This is a genomic window from Alcanivorax xiamenensis, assembly GCF_009846745.1.
Classification (GTDB): domain Bacteria; phylum Pseudomonadota; class Gammaproteobacteria; order Pseudomonadales; family Alcanivoracaceae; genus Alloalcanivorax; species Alloalcanivorax xiamenensis.
Genome location: NZ_AQPF01000001.1, coordinates 65,075 through 87,234, shown reverse-complemented (window position 1 = coordinate 87,234; position 22,160 = coordinate 65,075). Strand labels below are relative to the sequence as shown.

Here is a 22,160-nt window from a genome sequence, read left to right as displayed (position 1 = left end):
GGTTTCAGGAATGACGCTTGCGCCGCCCTCCTCCCGCGTGCAGCTCACCGATGATGGAAAGCTGCGCCATTTTCTCTCCGTGGAACACCTGTCTCGCCCGCTTTTGGAAGACATCCTCGATACCGCCGCCGGTTTCGTCGACGTCGGTGGACGGGCGATCAAGAAAGTGCCGCTGCTGCGCGGCAAGACCGTGGTCAACCTGTTTTTCGAGTCCAGCACCCGGACCCGCAGCACATTTGAGCTGGCCGCCAAACGCCTGAGTGCGGACGTGCTCACGCTGGACATCGCCAAGTCCGCCACCAGCAAGGGCGAGACGCTGCTGGATACGCTTCGCAATCTGGAGGCGATGGCGGCGGACATGTTCGTGGTGCGCCACCAGGACTCCGGTGCCCCGTTTTTCATCGCCGAGCAGGTAACGCCGAGAGTGGCGGTCATCAATGCCGGTGACGGGCGCCACGCGCACCCCACCCAGGCGATGCTGGATATGTACACCATCCGCCATTACAAAGGCGGATTCGAGGGGCTCAAGGTGGCCATTGTCGGTGACATCCTGCACTCACGCGTGGCCCGCTCACAGATCCATGCGCTCAATATCCTTGGGGCCGAGGAAGTGCGGGTAATCGCGCCGCGCACCTTGCTGCCGGCCGACGCCGATGCGCTTGGCGCCACCGTATTCACCGATATGGTCCAGGGCATCGAGGATGTGGATGTGGTGATCATGCTGCGCTTGCAGAGGGAGCGCATGGATTCCGCCCTGCTGCCCAGTGAAGGCGAGTTCTTTCGTCTCTACGGACTGACCAATGAAAAGCTCGGCCACGCCAAGCCGGATGCCATCGTCATGCATCCGGGGCCGATCAACCGTGGCGTGGAAATCGCTTCGGAAGTGGCCGACGGGCCCCGCTCGGTGATCCTTAACCAGGTGACCTTCGGCATCGCCGTGCGCATGGCGGTGATGTCCATGGCCATCAGCGGCCAGGAAAGTCTGGACGCGGCTCAGGAGGATGACCATGGACACTAAAGCCAACCTGCTGATCCGCAAGGGACGGGTCATCGACCCGGCCTCTGGTCGTGATGATGTCGCCGACCTGTTGGTGGAAGGGGGGCGTCTGGTGCGGGTCGGCGCCAGCCTGGACGCGCCCGGGGCGGAAATCATGGAAGCGGAAGGGCTGTGGGTGATTCCCGGCCTGGTGGACAGCTGCGTGCACCTGTCTCTGCCCGGCGAGGGTCCCTGGGCCGGTGACGTGGCCTCGGAATGCCGCGCCGCCGCCGGCGGCGGCATCACGCATATGGCGGTGCAGCCGGACTGTGGCCCGGTGGACAGTACCGCGGTGGTGCGTCTGATCCGGGAGCAAGCCGGGCAGGCCAACTTTGCCCGGGCCCTGCCGGTGGCGGCGTTGACCCAGGGGCTGGCGGGCGAGCATCTGGCGGAAATGCAGACGTTGGCCCAGGCCGGATGTATCGCGGTGGGCCAGGCCGGCGCGCCGCTGGCGGATTCGCTCACGCTCAAGCGCTGTCTGGAATACGCCGCCACCTTTGATCTGCTGGTGCTGTTCCGGCCGGAGGATGCCTCCCTCACCGCCGGAGGGTGTGCCCATGATGGCGCCGTGGCGGCCCGCCTCGGCCTGCCGGGCATTCCCGCGGTGGCGGAATCGGTGGCGCTGTCCCGGGATCTGCTGTTGGTGGAAGCCACCGGGGTGCGGGCGCACTTCCAGCAGATCTCCAGCCGCCACTCCTTGGCCCTGATCCGGGAAGCAAAACGACGGGGGCTGCCGGTTACAGCGGATGTGAGTATTCACCACCTTTTGTTGGATGAGTCCGCTCTGGAAGGCTTCAACAGCCATTGCCATGTCATGCCTCCGCTGCGTACGGCGCGGGACCGGCAGGCGTTGCTGGACGCCGTGGCCGACGGCACTCTGGATGCCATTTGCTCCAAACATCAACCGCTGGGTTCGTTCAGCAAGGCGGCGCCGTTCCCGTCCACCCGACCGGGTATTTCCGGGCTCGATACGCTGTTGCCGCTGGTGCTGAAGCTGATCCGGGAAGAGGCTCTGCCGCTACATCGGGCGCTGGATGCGGTGACCGCGGCGCCGGCCCGTTGCCTGGGCATTCCGGCGGGTCAGCTGGAAACCGGACGGATGGCCAATCTGACGGTGGTGGCGCCGGATGAACAGCGTGTCATGAGTGAACGCTGGCTCTCCGGCGGCCGTAACTCACCCTGGTTCAATACCCTGTTGCCGGGCTCGGTGCGCCGTACGGTATGTAATGGCGAGGTGAGCTGGCTGGCCGGATAGCCCCGGCCCCCGGTGCCACCGGCTATGGCGCCTTCGGCGCCGGCCGGGTCTGGAATACGTAAGTGGCCAAGGCGTCTTCGTTCATCAGTCCCGGCGCTGCCTGCAGGCGGCCGTTCGGGTCCAGGAACAGAGTCGCCGGCGTGCCGCGCAAGCCCAGCTGCATCATCAGGATGGTATTGGCCTGGAGGGCGTTTTCCACTTCGGCGGGGATGTCCTGCAACGGCTCGATGCCACCTTGGTCGAAATCACCCTGGGCTGTATTCAGAGCCGCTTGCGGATCCTTGGCATTGAGCACCGCCGCGCCCTTGCCCAGACTGGTGGGCTTGATCAGGGCAACGATGATGTGACGCACCTGGACATCATTGTCCGCGCTTTGCAGAAACGGCCGGATCATTTGCCACTGGCTGGCGCAATACGGGCACTCCATGTCGGTGAACATGTACACCACGCGTTCCGGGTCGTCCGCGCCTTCCGCCACCCAGTGGCTTTTTTCCAGCATCCCGAACACCCGTTCTTGCATGGCGGCCTGGTCCGCCTGGTCTTCGGCGTGGGTTGTGGTACTGGTGAAAAGGGCGGCCACCAGCAACAGCGGCAGGGATAATGAACGAAGCATGGTGTTACTCCTTGATATACGGGGCCAGCAGATGGCGCAGGCTGGCGTCGGAAAGCGGACCCACATGGCTGCCAACCAGGCGGCCGTCGGCATCGATCAGCACCGTGGTGGGCAGCGCGCTGCTGCCCAGGGCGCGCAGCAGATCACTGTGCGGATCGACCAGGACCCGTTGCAGGCGCAGCGATTGTTCCGTCAGGTAAGCGCGGATCCGGCTGTCGCTCTCGCCTTGATTGACGTAAACAAAATCCACCTCGGGGTAGTGTTGTTGCCCCCGTTGCAGTACCGGCATTTCACGGCGGCATGGCGGACACCAACTGGCCCACAGGTTGACCACGGTCAGCGTGGCCGGACCGTCATCGAGAAGGCTGACGGTGCGCCCTTGCAGGTCCCGCAGGGCCACGTCCGGGGCCGGGGGGCGCACGCCGCTGAACGCCATCACCACGGCCAGTACCGGCACGGCGACCACGGCGCCCGCCGTCAGGGTCCGCAGCAGTTCGCCGCCGGCCTGACGATGACGCAACCATCCCAGAGCAGCGCCGACGACGGCGCCCGCAACGCCCCCGGGCCACCACCAGCCACCGTCACGGATGTCCAGGAGCGACCCGCTCAGGCCGTATTGATCCCAGTAGCGGGCGACAAAGGCGAGGCGGGCCCCCACCAGGGCGCCGATCAGCAGCCACCACAACAGGGGTTCGGCGTCCGCCCGGCCGCGTCGTCGTCGCCACACGGTGGTCAGCCAGGCACCCAGCAGTAGAGCCAGCCAGGGTATCGCCATCCATGGCAGGGCCAACGGGCCCAACGTAAAGGTGGTCATTCGCCGCTCCTCCAGCAATGCGGATCAGTATGCAGGGTGCGGATTAACGCACCATTAGCCCGCCGCGGCTTTCGAACCGCAGTTGGGGATGTGCTCATTCGCTGCCAAGGCAGCTTCCCACAGCGGCTTCCTGGCCCCTCTGTGGGAAGCTGCCTTGGCAGCGAATAGCCGTGTTGGCCAGCCCCTGTTAATGGTTGGCTAATGCGGCGGTGTTATTCTGGAGCACCCGGGACTGGAGGTCCTGGTGATTCGTTCGTTGGAGTCTGCTAGACAATGCACGTACTACTGGTGGAGGACGACGCCCTGTTGGGTGACGGTGTGAGCGCCGGCCTTGAAGCCCACGGCTTTACCGTGGCGTGGGTGACCCGCGCGGCGGAAGCGGATCAGGCGCTGACCAGCTGTCATTTCGATGTGGTGGTGTTGGACCTGGGGCTGCCGGATGAGGACGGTCTGGTATTGCTGCGCCGCTGGCGGCGCCGTCAGCGGGACGAGCCGGTGCTGGTGCTCACCGCCCGGGACCGGGTTGCCCACAGAGTCGATGGTCTCGATGCCGGCGCTGATGATTATCTGGTCAAACCTTTTGATCTCGATGAACTGGTGGCGCGCCTGCGGGCCTTGCTGCGCCGCGCCCAGGGCCGTGCCGTGCCGTGGATCGAATATGGCCGCCTGCGGTTCGATCCGGGGCAGCAGCGAGTCTGGCTGGATCAGCAACCGGTTTCACTGGCCCGCCGTGAACGGGCGCTGCTTCAAGCGTTGCTGCAAAGCCGGGGGCGGTTGCTGACCGTGGACGAGCTTACCGACCGTGTGTACGGCTGGACCGGTGGTGTCGAGAGCAACGCCCTGGCGGTGCACATTCACAACCTGCGTCGCAAGTTGGGGGACGGTCTGATCGAGACGGTGCGTGGCGAAGGCTACCGATTGGGGAGCCCGCCATGATTCGTGCACGAAGCCTGCGTGCGCGCCTGCTTTGGGCTCTGGGGTTGGGGCTGTCGCTGTTATGGCTGCCCCTGGCGATTTGGCTGCATGGTGAAACCCGGGACCGGCTGTCGGATATGCTCGACCATCGCCTGGCGTCCTCGGCGCGGATGGTGGTGTCGCTGATCACCGCCAGCGGCGCGACGCCGAATCAGGCCGTGGACCGCCCGGATGACATGCCCTTCCAGGGCATCGCCTGCGAAGTCAGCATGCTGCGCGGCGAGATTCTGGCGCGCAGTGCCGGGGCGCCGCCGGGGGAGTTGGTGTTGCCGGAGGACGGTTTCGGCGAGCGCTGGCTGGATGGTGAGGCCTGGCGGATTTATACCGTCACCGAGGGTGATCTGCGGGTGGCTTCCGCCGAGCGCGTTAGCGGCCGGACCCGTTTCCTGCATCGTATGGCGGTGATGCTGATAGTGACGCTGGTGGCCGGGCTGTTGGCCAGCCTGGCGCTGGTTTGGTGGGCGGTGGGGCGGGCGCTCAAGCCGGTGTCCTCGCTGCGTAAGCAATTGATGACGCGAGACCTGGAGGATGCCCGGCCGCTGACACTGGCCCCGGGAGCCGGTGAACTGGCGCCGATGGTGGCGTCAATGAATCATTGGCTGGCGCAAAGTGGCCGCGCGCTGACCCGGGAGCGGGAACTGACCGATAACCTGGCTCATGAGCTGCGCACGCCGTTGGCGGCGATTCGCACTCAGCTCCAGGTGGCGCGGATTACTTCCGGAGAACAGGCGGAGCGGGCGCTGGCGGCGGCGGAGCAGGCCACCGTGAGGCTGGGAGGAAGCCTGGAGCAATTATTGGCGCTGGCGCGTGAAGACCGCGTCCCCGGCGAGGCGCCGCCCTGCCCGTCCCTGGCCGAAGTGGCGGCCGGTGTATTGGAGGAGTTTCCTGGCCAGGGTGCCCGGCGGGAGCTGGCGCAGGGCGGTCAATCGGCGCCGCTGGCACCGGAAGGACTGGTTCGGATCGCCGTACGCAATGTGCTGGATAACGCGCTGCGCCACAGCCCCCGGCAGGGCGTGATCAGCATCGGGTTCGAGGAGCAGGAGGGCCTGTGCTGGCTGACGGTTGCTGACCAGGGGCCCGGTATTCCCGAGGCGCGGCAACGGCGTGCTCTGGATCGGGGTTGGCATGGCCATGACGGCGGCCATGGCTTGGGATTGGCCATTGTCGCCAGCATCATGACCCGTACCGGAGGGCGGCTGCGGCTGGAGAACCGTCCGTCGGGCGGGCTGCGAGTCAGTTTGGGGTGGCCGCCGGCGGATAGCGATTGAACATTTCCCGCACCATGGTCTCGATGCGCTCCGCCCGCCGTTCCGTGGCCATCTCGAAATAGAGAGTATCGCGGCTGGTACCTTGCCAGACCACCTGCTTGTCGCCGCGGTCCACCAGGGCGATCCGCAGGCGGTATTCCTGGTTGGTTTGTCCTTCCACCGGTGTCGTGGTGGACAGACCGTAGCGATCACGCCAGAAACCGAAGCCAAACTGCACGGAACTGCCCTGGAAGCGGTCCACCGGAACGAAGCGGTAGCGCACCAGCAGATCGGCGCTGCTCTCGTCAGCGGGTTGCAGCGGGCCGTTGGCCAGTGCCGCGCGCACCGCCTTTTGTACGCGCTGGCCGTCCAGGCTCAGCGCTTCCTGATCTTCCTTCGGAGGGTCGAAGGCATAACTGCGGTATTGGCTGAAATCGGTCTGCGCGCGCTGGTCGATGACCACGGGCGCGACACACCCGGTGAGCAGGAGGGCAAGGATCAGAGCAACGGTACTACGCATGGGAACGCCTCCAGAGTGAATCCAGCTTCAGTATAGACTGGGTATGATTAGTGGTCAGCGTCGAAGTTCAGACAACTGGCTTTCAGGCTTTCACCGAGGAATCGCGCGGCGCGGCCGGCGTATTGCCCGTCCGCGTAGACCAGGTACAGGTCTCCGTAACGTTCCCCTCCCTCCTTGAGCGGCAGAGGTTTGAGGCTGCCGGTTTTGAGATCGTCTTCCACCTCGGTTTCCGGCGCCCAGGCGAACCCCAGCCCGCGCAGCAGAGCCTCCCTCCGGCTACCGCCGTAGGAGAAGGTCCAGCGTTGCTCAGCGCCGAGCCAGCCGGAATCCAGGCGGCGCTTGCCGGAATCCCGGATCACCAGCTGGCGGTGCGCGCGCAGATCTTCCAGGCTCAGTTCGCCCTTTTGGTGCAACGGATGATCCGGAGCGGCCACGGCAATGAAGCGCACCCGCATCAGATGATCGCCCATGAATCCCGGCGGTACCCGGCCGGTAACCACCACGTCCGCTTCATGCCGAAGCAGGGCTTCATCGGAACCGGACAGCACGGTTTCCTGGAACTCCACCCGGGTCAGCGGGCTCTCCTCGGCCAGCGAGACCAGAGCGCAAAGCGCTTGCTGACGGGGAAACAGAGCGTCCGCAGCCAGACGCACCAGCGGTTCCCAGCCGTGGCTGGACTGGATCGCCGAGTGTTCGATGCGACCGGCTTCTTCCAGCAGCAGTTTGGCCTGGCGGTACAGCATGTCGCCGGTTTCGGTGAGTTTGGCCCGCCGCCCCTCCAGGGTGAAGGCGCGAACACCCAGTTCGGTCTCGATTTTCTGTACGGCATAGCTGATCGCCGACTGGCTCTTGCCCAGTGCCTCGGCGGCGGCGGCATAACCGCCTTCGTCCACGACCGCGATCAGTGCTTGCCATTGGTCCAGGGAGATTTTGGTCGACATATCAGATATTTCGAAGATATTGCTCGAATAGTTGCTGTTTTATATCGGATCAGACGAAAAGACAATGGTGTCATTCGATCATTACGGAGCAGCAGCCATGACCCGGATTCTTTACCTGCAAAGCAGCATCTTTGGCGACCAGGGCCAGTCCAGCCAGATGGCCGCGGCCTTCATCGAGTCCTACCAGGCTCGGCACCCTGGCACCGAAGTGGTGGTGCGTGACCTGACCAATGACGGCGTGCCACACCTGGACCTGGAACGGGCCGGCGCACTGCGCGGGTTCAGCGACAGCCTGAATGACGATCAGAAAGCGGTCCTGGCGTTTTCCGACGTCCTGGTGGAAGAGCTGCGCGCCGCGGATCTGGTGGTCCTGGGCCTGCCTATGTACAACTTCGGCGTGCCTACCCAGTTCAAAGCCTGGTTTGACCACATCGCCCGAGCCGGAGTGACCTTCCGCTATACCGCCAACGGTGCGGAAGGGCTGGTGGCCGACCGGCCGGTGCGGGTGTTCGCCTCCCACGGTGGTTTTCATGTGGGCCAGCCCCATGAAACCAGCACCACCTTCGTCAAAGCGATTTTCAATTTCATCGGCATTCAGGACGTGCGGTTCATCCACGCCGAGGGCTTGAACATCAGTGAGGATGTGAAGCAGGAAGCCCTGGAAAAGGCGCGAGTGGAAACCGAAGCGGCGCTGGCGGCCCTGTAAGCCACCGCGATCGGCTGACGCAATAACCGGCAAAGTCAGGAGAGCACCATGGGATTATTGGTGGACGGTAAATGGCAGGATAAGTGGTACGACACCGACAGTACCGGTGGCCGCTTCAAGCGGTCGGAAAGCCAATTCCGCAACTGGGTAACCGCCGATGGCGAGGCCGGGCCCAGTGGCGAGGGTGGCTTCAAGGCGGAAAGCGGGCGCTATCACCTGTACGTTTCCCATGCCTGCCCCTGGGCTCACCGGACCTTGGTAATGCGGGCCTGGAAAGGACTGGAAGAACACATCAGTGTTTCCGTGGTACACCCGCTGATGCGGGAAAACGGCTGGGAGCTGGGTACGGATTTCGACGGCGCCACGGGCGATCCGCTGTACCGTCTGAGCAAGCTGTACGAGCTGTATTTGAAAGCCGATCCGCACTACACCGGCCGAGTCACGGTGCCGGTGCTGTGGGACAAACAGCGTGAGACCATCGTCAGTAATGAGTCGGCGGAAATCATCCGCATGCTCACCCAGGCCTTTGACGGTTTGGGTGCGCGGGCCGGTGACTATTACCCGGAGTCGTTGCGCGCGGAGATCGATGCCATCAATGACACCGTCTACAACCGCGTCAATAACGGCGTCTACAAGGCCGGTTTCGCCACCAGTCAGGCGGCCTATGACGAGGCCGTGGTGTCACTGTTCGACACCCTGGATGAATTGGAGCAACGGCTGAACCAACAGCGGTATCTGGTGGGTAATACACTCACCGAAGCGGATTTGCGGCTGTGGACCACGCTGGTGCGTTTCGATGCGGTGTACGTCACCCACTTCAAATGCGACCGGCGCCGTATCAGCGACTACCCGAATCTAAGCGGGCTGCTGCGTGAACTGTATCAGCTACCTGGTGTGGCGGAGACCGTGCACATGGATCACATCCGTCACCATTATTTCCGCAGTCACCCGACGGTGAACCCCAACGGGATCATTTCGATCGGGCCGGAACTGGACTTCACCACGCCGCATCAGCGTGAACGGCTGGGCGAGCGGGAAGTGCGGGGCGCCTGATCCTGGGCGTCATGAGAGCCTGTTCATGATCTTTACACCACCGCGTTGCTGCTGAAAAAGCCGCCAGAGGACGTTGCGGACTGCAGGCTCTGGTGGGTCCAAAGTCAAAGGCCGCAGCGTCCTCTGGCGGCCCTGTGCCCTCCGGGTATTTTTCAGCGCAACCCGAAGGGCCGGGTCCACTTTCTTTGGGTGGAGAGTGCCATCAGGCCGCAATTACGCTTGTTTATGTAGATTGACTACACCGCACAATCGGAATCACGGCCTGATGACACTTTCTACCAGGTGAGAAGGGAACTCCGGCGCGGCGGCGTAAAGATCATGAACAGGCTCTACAGCCCCGAGGGGCGAGGAGGAAACATGAAAGACAGGCAAGTGCTGCATACCATCCGGGCTTTGGAAACCTCCGATGGCGCCGGCGTGCGGCTCAAGCGCGCCCTGGGTCAAAACCCGGCGGTGCGTCTGGATCCGTTCCTGATGCTGGATGCGTTTTCCTCTGAGAATCCGGACGACTATATTGCCGGTTTTCCGCCCCACCCTCATCGGGGATTCGAGACCGTCACCTACCTGGTGGAAGGCCACATGCGCCACCGCGATCACCTGGGCAACGAGGGTGATCTGCAACAGGGCGGTGTGCAGTGGATGACCGCCGGCCGTGGCATCATCCATGAGGAAATGCCTCAGCAGGAAGACGGCCTGCTGCGAGGGTTCCAGCTGTGGATCAACCTGCCGGCGGCGGAAAAAATGAAACCCGCCGGCTATCGCGATATCCATGATCGCGAAATACCCCGGCTGGATCTGCCGACGGGCGGACAGATCAAGGCGATTGCCGGGAAACTGGGCCTTGCCGGTGAGTCGCTCACCGCGCCGGTGCACGGCGGCAGTACCGATCCGCTCTACCTGGATGTGATCTTGCGTCCCGGCGAGAGCGTCACGGTACCGCTGACGCCGGGCTACAACGCCTTCCTGTATCTGTTCGAAGGCGCGGTGACGGTGGCGGAAGACGCGGTGCCGGTGGATCACGTCGCGGTGCTTACCAACGGTGACCAGGTCTCTCTGGTGGCCGGGCGGGACGGCGCCCGCTTGTTGCTGCTGGCGGGCCGGCCGCTGGGCGAACCGGTGGCCCAATACGGCCCTTTTGTGATGAACACGCAGGAGGAGCTGGAGCAGGCCCTGCAGGATTATCGCAACGGGACTCTCACCGAACCGGTCTGAGGCCGATACCCCAAGCCCCGCTTCGGCGGGGCTTCTCTGCTTGATTCTTCATAGCCCGCCGTTCATGGCGTCTGCCCTTGTGGCGCATCAGGCCGCACTCAAGGGTTTGATCCGCGCCACGTCCTTGCCAATGGCTTTGGCGGCGTCCCATAAATCCACCGCGCGCTGGGCGTTGAGCCAGAACTCCGGTGAGTTGCCGAACAAGCGCGCCAGCCGCAGCGCCATTTCCGGGCTCAGTGCGCGCCGCTCCCGCAGCAGCTCATTGATGGACTGACGGGACACGCCCACCGCCGTGGCCAGGCGGGTCACGGTGAGCTGGTAATCGGGCATGAAATCCTCGCGCAGCATCTCGCCAGGATGGGTGGGACGGCGTTTCAGACCCGACAGACTTTCCGGCGTCATGAGATTTCCCCTGACTCGTTGATCAATCGTGATAATCACAAACCTCCACCTCGAACGCATCACCATCACGGAAGCGGAAACAAATACGCCATTGATCGTTGATGCGTATGGCGTGTTGCCCCTGGCGATTGCCTTTGAGGGCATGCAACCGGTTGCCCGCTGGTACCGCCAGATCCAAAAGCGTGCTGGCGAAGTGGATATAATCCAGCTTCCGCACGGCCCGCCGGGCGATATCCGGAGGCAGACCCGGGCCCCGGCCTTGTTTGAACAATGTCCGGGTTCGTTTATCGGCGAAGGTCAGAATCATTTGTAGCGTGTCACGTGATGGATGTCAATAATGGAAAGGGCAGCACCACGAGGATGTCATGAAGAGCCCGGGCTGGCTGTCAGCCCAGGCTGAAATAAAAGTAGGAAGAACGCGGCTGTCGCACAATTCGCTGGCACGCAACACGCAGGCACGCCCAGCGCTCCCACAGAACTACGGAGTCCATCACTGTGGAAGCGGCTCACGAGCCGCGATAGGCGTGGTAGCGTGTCGCGTGTAAGCGTGCCAGCGAAGATGGCGCCGCCGAGGCAGGAAAAATCAGTCCGAGTCCTCAATGCTCAGGCCACGGGTGGCGTGGTCCAGGCTGGAGGCATCGGTTTCATTGGCGAGCTTGATCATCAGACGCAGGTCGTTGGGAGAGTCGGCGTGGGCAATCGCGTCCTCGTAAGTGATTTCGCCGGCGTCATAAAGATCATAGAGGGCCTGATCGAAAGTCTGCATGCCCTGCTCCCGGGACTTACCCATCAGCGCCTTGAGCAAATGCACTTCACCTTTACGGATGTGGTCCGCCACCAGTGGCGTGTTCAGCAGCACCTCAATGGCGGCGCGGCGGCCCTTGCCGTCCGGAGTCGGGATCAGTTGCTGGGCGACGATGCCGCGCAGGTTCAGGGAGAGGTCCATCCATAGCTGTCGGTGACGGTCGGCCGGGAAGAAGTGAATGATCCGGTCCAGAGCCTGGTTGGCGTTGTTGGCGTGCAGGGTGGCCAGACACAGGTGGCCGGTTTCGGCGAAGGCGATGGCGTAATCCATCACTTCGCGGCTGCGGATCTCACCGATCAGAATCACGTCCGGCGCCTGTCGCAGCGTGTTCTTGAGGGCGATCTCGAAACTGTCCGTATCCAGGCCCACCTCCCGTTGCGTGACAATGCAGCCCTGGTGCTGGTGGATGAACTCGATCGGATCCTCGATGGAGATGATGTGGCCTTTGGAATTGCGGTTGCGGTGCCCGATCATCGACGCCAGCGAGGTGGATTTCCCGGTGCCGGTGGCGCCAACGAAGATCACCAGGCCGCGCTTGGTCATCGCCAGGTCCTTGATGATCGGCGGCAGCCGCAGTTCGTCCGCATCGGGGATCTTGGTCTCGATGCGCCGCAATACCATGCCCACCAGATTGCGTTGGTAGAAGGCGGAAACGCGGAAGCGGCCGATGCCCCGGGAGGACAGGGCGAAATTGCATTCGTGTTGGTCGACGAATTCCTTGCGCTGTTTTTCCGACATCACACCGAACACCAGATCCCGGGTCATGTCCGGGGTCAGGGCGTTGCGGGTGACCGGCACGACTTTGCCGTGGACTTTCATGCTGGGCGGGACGCCGGCGGTGATGAACAGGTCCGAACCGTCTTTTTGCACCATCAGTTTAAGCAGGTCTTCAAATTCCATGAGCGCTCACCGCTGTGTTCAGATTGAGTCCGGGCTCTTGGCTTTTTCCCGGGCCACCTCGCGGGCTACCAGGCCCCGCTGCACCAGCCCTTGCAGACATTGATCCAGGGTCTGCATGCCCACCGAGGCGCCGGTCTGGATCGCCGAATACATTTGCGCCACCTTGTCCTCGCGAATCAGGTTGCGAATCGCCGGGGTGCCGATCATGATTTCGTGGGCCGCTACCCGGCCGCCGCCGTTTTTCTTCATCAACGTTTGCGATACCACCGCCTGCAGGGACTCGGAGAGCATGGAACGGACCATGGCTTTCTCCTCGGCGGGAAACACATCCACCACCCGGTCGATGGTCTTGGCGGCACTGGTGGTGTGCAGGGTGCCGAACACCAGGTGGCCGGTTTCGGCGGCGGTCAGCGCCAGCCGGATGGTCTCCAGGTCCCGCATCTCCCCCACCAGAATGATGTCCGGGTCCTCCCGCAGTGCCGAGCGCAGAGCTTCGGCGAAGCCGTGGGTGTCCCGGTGCACTTCCCGCTGGTTGACCAGGCATTTCTTGGATTCATGGACGAATTCAATCGGGTCCTCGATGGTGAGGATGTGCTCGTGGCGAGTGTTATTGATGTAGTCCATCATCGCCGCCAGCGTGGTGGATTTACCGGAGCCGGTGGGGCCGGTAACCAACACGATGCCCCGTGGCAGCGAGGCGATGTTCTGGAATACCTTGCCCATGCCCAGTTCCTCCATGCTCAGCACCTTGGAGGGAATGGTCCGGAATACGGCGCCGGCACCCCGGTTCTGATTGAAGGCGTTGACCCGGAAACGAGCCACGCTGGGCACATCGAAGGAGAAGTCGGTTTCCAGGAACTCCTCGTAGTCCTTGCGCTGCTTGTCGTTCATGATCTCGTAGATCAGCGAGTGCACCTCCTTGTGCTCCATGGGTGGCAGATTGATACGGCGCACATCGCCGTCCACCCGAATCATCGGCGGCAGGCCGGCGGACAGGTGCAGATCCGAAGCGCCGTTCTTGGCGCTGAAGGCGAGCAATTCGGTGATATCCATGGGTTGCTTATATAGTGTTGTGTAATTCGTCCCGGCCGCCCCCCGAAAACCCGATGACCGAGACACTCAGTAAAAAGTATCAGCCATAAACTAACCTCTGGATGCCCACCGTTCAATCATGAAGCACAGTGAAACACCATATACCTCGATTCGCGCACGAATTGACGACGCTTGCCGCCGATCCGGAAGGGATCCCGCGCGGGTGACCCTGCTGGCGGTCAGCAAGACACGATCGGCCGGGGATGTGGCCGCGCTGGCGGATCAGGGCCAGCGCGACTTTGGCGAGAACTATCTGCGGGAAGCGCTGGACAAGATCCGGGCACTGGCGGATCGGCGGCTGACCTGGCATTTCATCGGACCGATCCAGTCCAACAAGACCCGTGACATCGCTGCCCATTTTCAGTGGGTGCACTCCGTGGACCGGGCCCGGATCGCCGAACGCCTGAATGCTCAGCGTCCCGAAGGGCTGGCGCCATTGAATGTTTGCATTCAGGTGAATGTGGATGAGGAAGACAGCAAAAGCGGCGTGGCATTGGTGGACGTCCCCGCCCTCGCCGCCCGTTTCCAGCAATGGCCGCGCCTGCGCTTGCGCGGCCTGATGGCGATTCCCCAGGCGGACGCCGCCGATGGTGGCCGGGATGCCTTTCGTCGACTCGCCATGACACTGTCACAATTGCGCAATACAATGCCGGCCCTTGATACGCTTTCCATGGGCATGAGCGCGGACTATCCGGTGGCGATCGATGAAGGCGCCACCATCGTGCGCCTGGGCACCGCCCTGTTCGGTCCGCGCCCGCCCAAGGCGAGTAATCCCGCGGTATGACCACGGCGGGATCTGAACATGGGAAGGAACGCATGGCACAACAGCTAATCGGATTCATCGGCGCCGGCAACATGGCCACCAGCCTGGCCGGAGGCATGATCGCCAAGGGCATTCGCCCCGCCCGTATTTGGATGAGCGACCCCTCCCGGGATCGGCTCGACGAAGTGTCCCAGCAGCACCGTGTCCACGTGGCCACGGAGAACCTGGAAGTGGCCCAGCGAGTGGATGCCCTGGTGCTGTCGGTGAAGCCGCAGATGATGGCATCGGTATGCGCTGATTTGCGTTCGGTGGTGGCGGAACGGCGACCACTGGTGATTTCCATCGCCGCGGGTGTCACGGTGGCGAACCTGCGTGCCTGGCTCGGTGAGGAAGTGCCCATCGTGCGCTGCATGCCGAATACGCCGGCACTGGTGCAGGCCGGGGCCACCGGTCTGTATGCCGCCGAGGGCGTGGATGACGGCCAGAAAGCCCTGGCTGCCCAGGTATTGGGGGCGGTGGGCCTTACCTTCTGGTTTGATAACGAACAGGCGCTGGACGCGGTGACCGCCGTTTCCGGTTCCGGTCCGGCCTATTTCTTCCTGTTGATGGAAGCGCTGATCGACGCCGCCAAGGCCCAGGGCCTGGATGCCGCCACCGCTCGCCAATTGGTGCTGCAGACCGCCTGGGGCGCGTCGCAACTGGCGATCACCAGCGAGGTGGGCCCGGATGTGCTGCGCCAGCGCGTCACCAGCCCTGGCGGCACCACCGCCGCCGCCCTGGAAGTCTTCGAGGAAGCCGGCTTCCGTGAGCACGTCCAGGCCGCCGTCGCCGCCGCCCGCGAACGCTCCGAAGAGCTGGCTGGGTAAACCGAGACCGAAGCATGCTTCGCAGCTCGGTTTACGACTGGCCATGGATGGCCAGGCCGGGCTTTCCAACCGGCACGGCGTCGCGCCACGGATGGCGGGCACGGCCTGTGTAGGATCCTCCGCCGAAGCATGCTTCGCAGCGTGATTTACGACTGGCCAGGGATGGCTGTGGGAAGCTTGCTTGCAAGCGAAGGGTCCGCTCAGGCGTTTGCAATATTCGCTTGCAAGCAAGCTTCCCACAGCGGCTAAAGATCAGCTGTTTTTATTTTTCCGCTGTCAACTGCCCTCGTGGGCGTTTCCTGCAACGGCGACCCGCCCTCGATCTCGGGTGCCGGCTCCTTCCAATCACCCTCCCCCACCGATCCGGTTTGAATTCACGCCGATTTGCCCCAATACTCTTTCGCCAAATGACACCGCCGGAGAGCCTATGAACCCCCAGGGTGCCGCGATCTTCCTGATCAATGTGGCGTTCAGTATTTACATTTTCATTGTTCTGACCCGCTTTGTACTGCAACTGGCCCGGGCCGACTTCTACAACCCGATTTCCCAGTTCGTGCTGCGCGCCACCAACCCCCTGCTGGCGCCGCTGCGTCGGATCATCCCCGGTTGGCGGGGGCTGGACATTGCCTCGCTGGTGTTGGTGGTGATCCTGATCATCGCCAAGGTGTTGGTGCTCAGTGCCATCCATTACGGCTCCCTGCCCTCCGGTCTGGGGCCGCAACTCTTGATCTACACCCTGCGCGAGCTGGCGTCGCTGATCCTCAACTATGTGTTCTGGATGGTGTTGATCCGGGTAATCCTGAGCTGGATCGCGCCGGATCCGTACAATCCGATGGTGCGGGTCATCGTGCAGATCACCGAGCCGATCATGGCCCCGGCGCGGCGCCTGCTGCCGGATATGGGGGGGCTGGATTTAAGTCCGCTGATCGTGTTGCTCGGGGTGCAACTGCTGAAGATCCTGTTCCAGCTTCACTAGACGTTTTTGGTGTTTTCGGGGCCAATCTCCTCATTTTCGGTGAAAATGGCGGACATTGGCCCCTCAATCCAGAAGATTACCAAAGACAGGGCGTTTTGCCGCGCTTCTCCTGTGAGGCCATCCACTCCAGAATTCGCCCGCCCAGCGGCCGCTGGGTCGCTTCCGCCGCCAGCGCCACCACTTCGCGCAGGCCCTGGATGTCGATGCCGGTTTTCAGGCCACAGCTTTCGAGTAAATAAACCAGATCCTCGGTGGCCATATTGCCGGTGGCGCCTGGCGCGAACGGACAGCCGCCGAGGCCGCCCACCGAGGCGTCGAAGCGGCGCACACCCAGGTCCGCCGCCTCCCAGGCCATGGCCGCCGCCAGCCCGCGAGTGTCGTGTAAATGGACAAAGAACTTGTTGGCACCGTATTCACGGATCAGCGGCGTCATGATGTCCTTCATCTGCTTCGGGTTGCCGGCGCCGATGGTGTCGGCGATGGCGACCTCATCGCTGCCGGCGGCGAACATGCGCCCGGTCAGCTGTTGTGGCAGGCTGACCGGCACCGGGCCGTCGTAAGGGCAAGCGAAAGCGCCGGAAATGTAGGTCCGGGTGACCACGCCGTCCTCGCGGGCGGCGGCGATGATGCTCTCGCAGCTGGCGGCGGCCTGTTCCAGGGTCATGTTCAGATTGCGCTGGTTGAAGGTGTCGGTGGTGGACAGCACCAGGGCAACGGTGCGGTAACCGGCATCCCGGGCCAGTTGATAGCCTTTCAAATTGGGCACAAGGGCAGTGTAGTGCAGCCCTTCGCCGGCCGGTAACCGGGGGGTCAGCGCGGCGGCGTCGGCCATCTGCGGGATCGCTTTCGGGCTGACGAAGCTGACCGGCTCAAGATAGCGGACACCGGCATCCACCAGCAGGCGGGCCAATCGCGCCTTGGTGTCGGTATCCACGGTGACGGGCTGATTCTGCAGGCCATCACGCAGGCCCACTTCGTTGACTATAACGGTGTCGCTCATATTGTTCTCGTTCGTGCTCTTCCCGAAAAGGTCAGCCAGTTTGCCATGACACCCCCGGTGCGGTCATGTCAATGACCGTCGGCGGTACGCGGGTGCCAGTACCGCGTTGAGCCGGGCGCCGGGGGCGCGTAGTTTTCCGGAACGGCCCGGTGCCAAGAGTGCCGGTTATAAAGGAGAACCCCCTATGTCCTGGATTTTCTGCTTGCTGCTGGCTCTGTTGCTTGTCCCTGGGGCCCTGACGCTGGTGTTCTATCTGCTTTGGTACTATGACCGGCGTGCTTTCCCCTCTCCCACGCCAGCGGACCGGGAAGCCGCATTGCATCCCCTGCCCGCTTTACTGGCGGTGGCGCGGGAGGCCCTCAGTCTGACCATACTGGTACTGAGTTATCCACTGCGGCTGGTCCAGGACGCGTCGCCGCGTCGCTCCCGTCAGCAGGGGCGGAAACCGATTATTCTGGTGCACGGGTATGGCGGCAACAGTACCAATTTTCTCTGGCTGCAATGGTGGTTGCGCCGTCGTGGTTGGGCCAATGTGTATTCGGTGAGTTATACCCCACCCCACATTAATGCGCGCAAACTGGCCCAACAAGTGGCGGATCACGTGAACCGCATCCTGGCCCTGACCGGAGCGGAGAAAGCCGACCTGGTATGCCATTCCATGGGCGGCCCCCTGGCCCGCTATGCGCTCAAGAATCTGGGGCTGGCCGGTAAGGTCGATCGGGTCATCACCCTGGGTAGCCCCCATCACGGATCGCGCATCTCGGCACTGTTCGCGCCCCGTGGCGCCGCCGCCCAGATGCGCTATGACAGTCCTTTCATCAAGGAGCTGGAAGAAGGCGGAGCCTGCCCCGGAGGGGCGCTCTACCAGGTGATCTACTCCACCATGGACAACTTTATTCTGCCCGCCTCCAGTGCCTTGCTGGACGGTGCCGAGCGCACCGTGCATGTGCCCTATCTCGGCCATTGCGCCCTGCTCCACAGTCGCCGGGTAGCGCGGGCGGTGGCCGAAGGGTTACAGGGTGAGAACGAGGGGTAACGTTTTCGCGGCGGGTATTGACCTTGATCACTTGCCACGAAGCATGCCCGGGGGCATGGTTGAAGAGGAGCTTGTTCAGAGGGCCGAAGGGAGAATTGCCATGACCGAGTACACCGCCAGCGTCGCCTGGCATCTGCCGCCGGGCGCGGATTTCCAGTATGAGACTTTTCCACGCGACCATGAATGGACGTTCGCCGGGGGCGAGGTGATCCAGGCGTCGGCGTCGCCGGATTACCATGGTTGTCATAGCCGGGTGAATCCGGACGAGGCGGTGATCGCCGCCACCTCCAGTTGCCACATGCTGACCTTTCTCTCCATCGCCGCCAAGAAAAAGCTGCGAGTGCTCAGCTATGTGGACCGGCCTCAGGGCGTGGTGGACAAGAACGCGGAAGGACGTATGTCCATTACCGAGGTAGTGCTGCATCCGAAAGTGGTTTTCGACGGCGATGAGGTGGATGAAGAGACGTTGAGGAGGCTTCATGAGAGTGCGCACCGTAACTGCTTCGTGGCCAATTCGTTAAAAGCATCAGTGAGCGTAAAACCAGAAAAGTAGTCGTTTTCTTTAAGTAAAAAGGCCGGCTTTGATGCCGGCCTTTTTACTGTTTTCGATGTGCTGACAACACGTCTAGTTCATACCGTAAGTACCTACATCCACCTTGGAAAAGATCTCGTCCCAGTACAGTTTTTCCAGCTCTTCGACACTATCGACATCCTGTACCAGGTCGACCCAGCGAACCAGAATTTCATGGAATGAATCGAGCATCTCCTTGCCGCGTTCAACGCCGTGATTCTTGGCGTAATAGTTGACGATGGTATCCATGTCGGCTTTGACGAAATCGCGGGTGGCCTCCATCAGGGCTGGGTCCGGATCGTGCTGTTTGATTCCTTCCTTGTCCGCCAGCGCCATGGCCTCCGCTTTTTGTTCCAGGGAAGCCCAGGGTGACAGGGCGGTGGTGGCGGCGCCGGCGCGGAGTACGGCGCGGCGTTGCTCCTCGGTGAGCCCCTGCCAGACGTCCTGATTGAAACCGGCGGCGCTGGCGCCCGCGTACAGACCGCCAGGGATAGCCAGGGTCATGTCGGTGACCACTTCGCCGAGGCCGAGATTGATGAGTTCCACCGGGGAGGTGATGCTGCAGTCGATCACGCCCTGGCTGAGTCCTTCCAGGGTTTCGTTGATGGTGAGGGAAACCGAGGAGGCGCCGAAATGCTGGGCCCAGCGGGACCAGTGAGAGCCGGCGACGCGGATGCGTTTGCCTTTCAGTTGGTCTTGATTGGTCACCGGGGTGGTGCATAAAAGGCCGTAACTGATGCTGGTGGCATTGGCGGTATAAACCTGATTCTGCTTTTCGTATTCCTCCAGACACTCGGGGCAGTGGAACAGAGTGAACTCCGACATGGCCGCTTCGAAAGCCAGCGCTTCCTTGCCATTCAGGGTTTCCGGATCCAGCAACAGAAGTTGCATGGCGGATTCGTTGACCAGATTGGTATGCGGATACATGGCGGGGAAGTACACGGTGTACATGACCCCGATATCGGCGATGCCGTCACGCACACCGTCGGAAATTTCCGCGGCGCTCAGCAATGACATCGGATACACCTTCACCGACAGACTGCCGTCGGTATATTGCTTTACCGTCTCCGCGTACTTCTGCATGACCTCGTCGGCTTTTGAACCCGGCGGGTAGCCCAGTGCCAATCTCAATGTGTCCGCGGCGCTAGCCTGGCCGAAACCGACCAGGAACATGGCCACGAGAAAAGCACGGGTGACACTTTTTGTTATCGCCATAATCAGTCACCTTTTCTCTGTGTTATCGGTTTACTTCATTCCGTAGCTGGATACATCCACTTTGGAGAAAACCTCGTCCCAGTACAGCGCTTCCAGATCGTCGAGACTGTCCACATCCTGAACCAGGCCGACCCATTTTTTGAGAAGATCATGGAAGGTATCGAGCATTTCCTCACCGCGTTCGACGCCATGATTTTTAGCGTAGTAGTCGATGATGGTGTTGAGATCCTGCTTAATGAACTCACGGCTGGCCTCAAACAGTTCCGGTGATGCCTGGTGCAGTTCGGCGCCTTTTTCCTCGGTCTTCTTCAGAGCTTCCTTTTCAAGTTGCAGGTAGCTCCAGGGTGTTTCGGCGGTGTAACGGGCACCGGCGCGGAGAATAGCCTGTCGTTGTTTCTCATTGAGTTTGCGCCAGACATCAACATTGAAACTGCCGGCATTGGCACCAGCATAGACGCCACCAGGAACGCTCATGGTGATATCGCTGACGGCCTCGATCAGTCCCAGGTTGATCAACTCCGGCGCTGATGCGATGGTGCAGTCAATCACGCCTTGGTGCAGCGCTTCGAGCGTATCGTTGATGGTCAGTGACATGGAGGTGGCGCCGAAATGTTCGGACCAGCGGGACCAGTGGGAGCCGGCTACGCGAAGACGTTTGCCTTTGAGTTGTTCCTGATTGGTGACCGGTTTGTTGCACAGCAAACCATAACTGGAGCTGGCGGCGTTGGCGGTATAAACCTGTTTTTGCTGTTCGTACTCTTCAAGGCATTCGGGGCAGTTGAAGAAAGTGAATTCCGTCATGGCGCCTTCATAGGCCAGGGCGCCTTTACCATTCAGCGCTTTCTCGTCGAACAGCAACAGCTGCATGGAGGATTCGTTGACCAGATTGGTATGCGGATACATGGCGGGAAAGTACACCGTCAGCAAATAGCCGCCGTCGGCGATACCATCACGGACACCATCGGAAGTTTCTGAAGCATTGAGAAGAGACAGCGCGAAGACGCGTAACTTCAGATCACCATCGGAATATTTTTCCACCGCTTTGGCGTAATTTTCCGCTGCCTTGGCGGGCAGGGACCCCGGAGGATAGCCGGTGGCATAACGCAAGGTGGTGGCGTGGGCGCCGGCCATGCCGGCGAGCAGAATCCCTATTAAGACCGGACGTAGAACGACAAGCAAAAGGTGCATGGACGACCTCCCAAAAAAGGTGAGTAACCCACCATAAAAGGCGAGTCTGGCCGTCCTTACCCTATCGACAAAGCCATAACCGGTTATCGTCTGTTACGACGATTTGCCGGGAGGGGCTCGAGCCGTCAAACGAAGGTAATGGCGTCGCGCCGATCAGGGCGATCCAGGTGGGGCAGGGCATTGAACGTGGAAAGGCGCCATTCGGAACGACCAACGATAATTTCGCAGAATGCGCTGTTGCGGAACTGGAAATTCAACTCGATGGCGGAACGCGGCGCGGTCTGTAACAGGCCGGCTATGGTGGTGCCGATGACACCGCCGGAACTGACCGCCAGAACATTGTCTTCCCGGGACAAACCCGTGCACAGACCACCCAATGCCTGGTGGATGCGGCCGCCGAAATCCGCCCAGCTCTCGTGCTCTCCGATAAGGGTGCCGTCCACCCAGCCTTGATAAGCACCACGGAACGTCCGCCAGTAATCCACCGCGTCCCGTTTTTGGTGGCCGGCCACATCAGCGCTGCCAGTATGGCTGACATAAAGCGCGTGACCATCGTACTCGTCCAGGCCGGGATGGGTGTCCAGAGGAGGAGGGTTTTCGGTGGCGGCGAGCAGGCTCTTGGCGGTGTCCTGTTGCCGCATCAACCCGCCGGCCAGGGCTCGCTTGAAAGTGACCCCCCGTTCACGGAAATACTCACCAAGCCAGCGTGCCTGCTGGTGACCGAGCTTGGAAAGCTGATCGTAATTGTCTTCGCCGAAGGCCGCTTGGCCGTGGCGTACCAGAAACAGTTTGGCCATGAACGCTCCGTCCTGCCGATTCGGGAAACGGCAGATGATCCATGGCGGTGACGGCGCTGTCCACCCGTGCCCAGTGACAATCGGCGGAATGGACGAGGCGGGGGCACGCCGGGAAGGCAGAGGATAGGTAAAAAATGTCGCTTGGGCGGCAACCGCCAGGGCTTCGGGTTGACGTTA

Annotated in this window: 24 protein-coding genes; 12 read left to right on the top strand and 12 right to left on the bottom strand. The window is 62.1% G+C overall.

The annotated features are described in order from the left end of the window. Positions 1-10: 10 nt before the first annotated feature. Positions 11-1,018, top strand: a complete 1,008-nt coding sequence (locus A6D6_RS00395) for an aspartate carbamoyltransferase catalytic subunit (protein WP_133491199.1) — start codon at positions 11-13, stop codon at positions 1,016-1,018. Beyond that, positions 1,008-2,291: a dihydroorotase gene (locus tag A6D6_RS00390; protein WP_159659629.1), complete on the top strand. Its 1,284-nt coding sequence runs from the start codon at positions 1,008-1,010 to the stop codon at positions 2,289-2,291. The genes A6D6_RS00395 and A6D6_RS00390 overlap by 11 nt, the downstream gene beginning before the upstream one ends. 22 nt (positions 2,292-2,313) lie before the next feature. Here the strand turns inward: A6D6_RS00390 and dsbG are convergent, their stop codons facing one another. Both dsbG and A6D6_RS00380 read right to left on the bottom strand, forming a co-directional pair. Next, positions 2,314-2,904: a thiol:disulfide interchange protein DsbG gene (gene dsbG, locus A6D6_RS00385; RefSeq protein ID WP_159659628.1), complete on the bottom strand. Its 591-nt coding sequence runs from the start codon at positions 2,902-2,904 to the stop codon at positions 2,314-2,316. A gap of 4 nt (positions 2,905-2,908) precedes the next feature. After that, positions 2,909-3,718 (bottom strand): TlpA disulfide reductase family protein, encoded by an 810-nt coding sequence (locus A6D6_RS00380; RefSeq protein WP_159659627.1) that lies wholly within the window; start codon positions 3,716-3,718, stop codon positions 2,909-2,911. Between the two features lie 273 nt (positions 3,719-3,991). Between A6D6_RS00380 and A6D6_RS00375 the strand changes: the two genes are divergently transcribed. Both A6D6_RS00375 and A6D6_RS00370 read left to right on the top strand, forming a co-directional pair. Next, positions 3,992-4,654 carry a response regulator gene (locus tag A6D6_RS00375; RefSeq protein ID WP_133491203.1) on the top strand — a complete coding sequence of 221 codons (663 nt, stop codon included), beginning with the start codon at positions 3,992-3,994 and terminating at the stop codon, positions 4,652-4,654. Further along, entirely contained in the window at positions 4,651-5,961 is a 1,311-nt protein-coding gene (locus tag A6D6_RS00370; RefSeq protein WP_133491204.1) for a sensor histidine kinase, read from the top strand. The genes A6D6_RS00375 and A6D6_RS00370 overlap by 4 nt, the downstream gene beginning before the upstream one ends. Here the strand turns inward: A6D6_RS00370 and A6D6_RS00365 are convergent. Together A6D6_RS00365 and A6D6_RS00360 are read right to left on the bottom strand one after the other, a co-directional pair. Next, the gene (locus A6D6_RS00365; protein WP_159659626.1) at positions 5,927-6,460 is read right to left on the bottom strand and encodes a DUF4136 domain-containing protein; all 534 of its coding nucleotides are present in this window, start codon (positions 6,458-6,460) and stop codon (positions 5,927-5,929) included. The two genes, A6D6_RS00370 and A6D6_RS00365, sit on opposite strands and share 35 nt — an antisense overlap. 47 nt (positions 6,461-6,507) lie before the next feature. Beyond that, on the bottom strand, positions 6,508-7,401 hold the full coding sequence (locus A6D6_RS00360; protein ID WP_159659625.1) for a LysR family transcriptional regulator: 894 nt from the start codon (positions 7,399-7,401) through the stop codon (positions 6,508-6,510). Positions 7,402-7,498: 97 nt separating this feature from the next. On the opposite strand from A6D6_RS00360, the gene A6D6_RS00355 reads away from it, so the two are divergent. The 3 genes from A6D6_RS00355 to A6D6_RS00345 all read left to right on the top strand — a co-directional run bounded on the left by A6D6_RS00355 (position 7,499) and on the right by A6D6_RS00345 (position 10,372). Next, on the top strand, positions 7,499-8,107 hold the full coding sequence (locus tag A6D6_RS00355) for an FMN-dependent NADH-azoreductase (RefSeq protein ID WP_159659624.1): 609 nt from the start codon (positions 7,499-7,501) through the stop codon (positions 8,105-8,107). A 48-nt stretch (positions 8,108-8,155) separates the two neighbouring features. Continuing rightward, the gene (locus tag A6D6_RS00350; protein ID WP_159659623.1) at positions 8,156-9,160 is read left to right on the top strand and encodes a glutathione S-transferase family protein; all 1,005 of its coding nucleotides are present in this window, start codon (positions 8,156-8,158) and stop codon (positions 9,158-9,160) included. A 357-nt stretch (positions 9,161-9,517) separates the two neighbouring features. Next, the gene (locus A6D6_RS00345; RefSeq protein ID WP_159659622.1) at positions 9,518-10,372 is read left to right on the top strand and encodes a pirin family protein; all 855 of its coding nucleotides are present in this window, start codon (positions 9,518-9,520) and stop codon (positions 10,370-10,372) included. Between the two features lie 87 nt (positions 10,373-10,459). Here A6D6_RS00345 and A6D6_RS00340 read toward each other — a convergent pair whose 3' ends face one another. The 4 genes from A6D6_RS00340 to A6D6_RS00325 all read right to left on the bottom strand — a co-directional run bounded on the left by A6D6_RS00340 (position 10,460) and on the right by A6D6_RS00325 (position 13,532). Then, the gene (locus tag A6D6_RS00340; protein ID WP_133491210.1) at positions 10,460-10,774 is read right to left on the bottom strand and encodes a HigA family addiction module antitoxin; all 315 of its coding nucleotides are present in this window, start codon (positions 10,772-10,774) and stop codon (positions 10,460-10,462) included. A gap of 22 nt (positions 10,775-10,796) precedes the next feature. Next, on the bottom strand, positions 10,797-11,081 hold the full coding sequence (locus A6D6_RS00335; protein ID WP_133491211.1) for a type II toxin-antitoxin system RelE/ParE family toxin: 285 nt from the start codon (positions 11,079-11,081) through the stop codon (positions 10,797-10,799). Between the two features lie 276 nt (positions 11,082-11,357). Continuing rightward, complete coding sequence (locus tag A6D6_RS00330; RefSeq protein ID WP_159659621.1) at positions 11,358-12,479, bottom strand: PilT/PilU family type 4a pilus ATPase; 1,122 nt, start codon at positions 12,477-12,479, stop codon at positions 11,358-11,360. 18 nt (positions 12,480-12,497) lie between these two features. Continuing rightward, complete coding sequence (locus tag A6D6_RS00325) at positions 12,498-13,532, bottom strand: type IV pilus twitching motility protein PilT (RefSeq protein ID WP_159659620.1); 1,035 nt, start codon at positions 13,530-13,532, stop codon at positions 12,498-12,500. Between the two features lie 118 nt (positions 13,533-13,650). Between A6D6_RS00325 and A6D6_RS00320 the strand changes: the two genes are divergently transcribed. From A6D6_RS00320 to A6D6_RS00310, 3 genes are all read left to right on the top strand, one after another. Further along, positions 13,651-14,355, top strand: a complete 705-nt coding sequence (locus tag A6D6_RS00320) for a YggS family pyridoxal phosphate-dependent enzyme (protein WP_133491213.1) — start codon at positions 13,651-13,653, stop codon at positions 14,353-14,355. 32 nt (positions 14,356-14,387) lie between these two features. Further along, the gene (gene proC / locus A6D6_RS00315; protein WP_133491214.1) at positions 14,388-15,200 is read left to right on the top strand and encodes a pyrroline-5-carboxylate reductase; all 813 of its coding nucleotides are present in this window, start codon (positions 14,388-14,390) and stop codon (positions 15,198-15,200) included. A gap of 427 nt (positions 15,201-15,627) precedes the next feature. Continuing rightward, entirely contained in the window at positions 15,628-16,176 is a 549-nt protein-coding gene (locus A6D6_RS00310) for a YggT family protein (protein WP_022997221.1), read from the top strand. 76 nt (positions 16,177-16,252) lie between these two features. On the opposite strand, the gene A6D6_RS00305 is transcribed toward A6D6_RS00310, so the two are convergent. Then, positions 16,253-17,176 (bottom strand): hydroxymethylglutaryl-CoA lyase, encoded by a 924-nt coding sequence (locus A6D6_RS00305; RefSeq protein WP_133491215.1) that lies wholly within the window; start codon positions 17,174-17,176, stop codon positions 16,253-16,255. Positions 17,177-17,360: 184 nt separating this feature from the next. Here A6D6_RS00305 and A6D6_RS00300 point away from each other — a divergent pair, with 184 nt between their 5' ends. Beyond that, positions 17,361-18,212, top strand: a complete 852-nt coding sequence (locus A6D6_RS00300) for an esterase/lipase family protein (RefSeq protein WP_133491216.1) — start codon at positions 17,361-17,363, stop codon at positions 18,210-18,212. Between the two features lie 100 nt (positions 18,213-18,312). Continuing rightward, positions 18,313-18,765 carry an OsmC family protein gene (locus tag A6D6_RS00295; protein WP_133491217.1) on the top strand — a complete coding sequence of 151 codons (453 nt, stop codon included), beginning with the start codon at positions 18,313-18,315 and terminating at the stop codon, positions 18,763-18,765. 72 nt (positions 18,766-18,837) lie between these two features. On the opposite strand, the gene A6D6_RS00290 is transcribed toward A6D6_RS00295, so the two are convergent. The 3 genes from A6D6_RS00290 to A6D6_RS00280 form a co-directional block, all read right to left on the bottom strand. Then, a complete protein-coding gene (locus tag A6D6_RS00290) occupies positions 18,838-19,998 on the bottom strand; it encodes a C4-dicarboxylate TRAP transporter substrate-binding protein (protein ID WP_159659619.1) in 1,161 nt (386 codons plus the stop codon). Between the two features lie 30 nt (positions 19,999-20,028). Beyond that, positions 20,029-21,186 (bottom strand): C4-dicarboxylate TRAP transporter substrate-binding protein, encoded by a 1,158-nt coding sequence (locus tag A6D6_RS00285; RefSeq protein WP_236563927.1) that lies wholly within the window; start codon positions 21,184-21,186, stop codon positions 20,029-20,031. Positions 21,187-21,311: 125 nt separating this feature from the next. Continuing rightward, positions 21,312-21,983, bottom strand: a complete 672-nt coding sequence (locus A6D6_RS00280; protein WP_133491219.1) for a histidine phosphatase family protein — start codon at positions 21,981-21,983, stop codon at positions 21,312-21,314. Between the last annotated feature and the right edge of the window lie 177 nt (positions 21,984-22,160).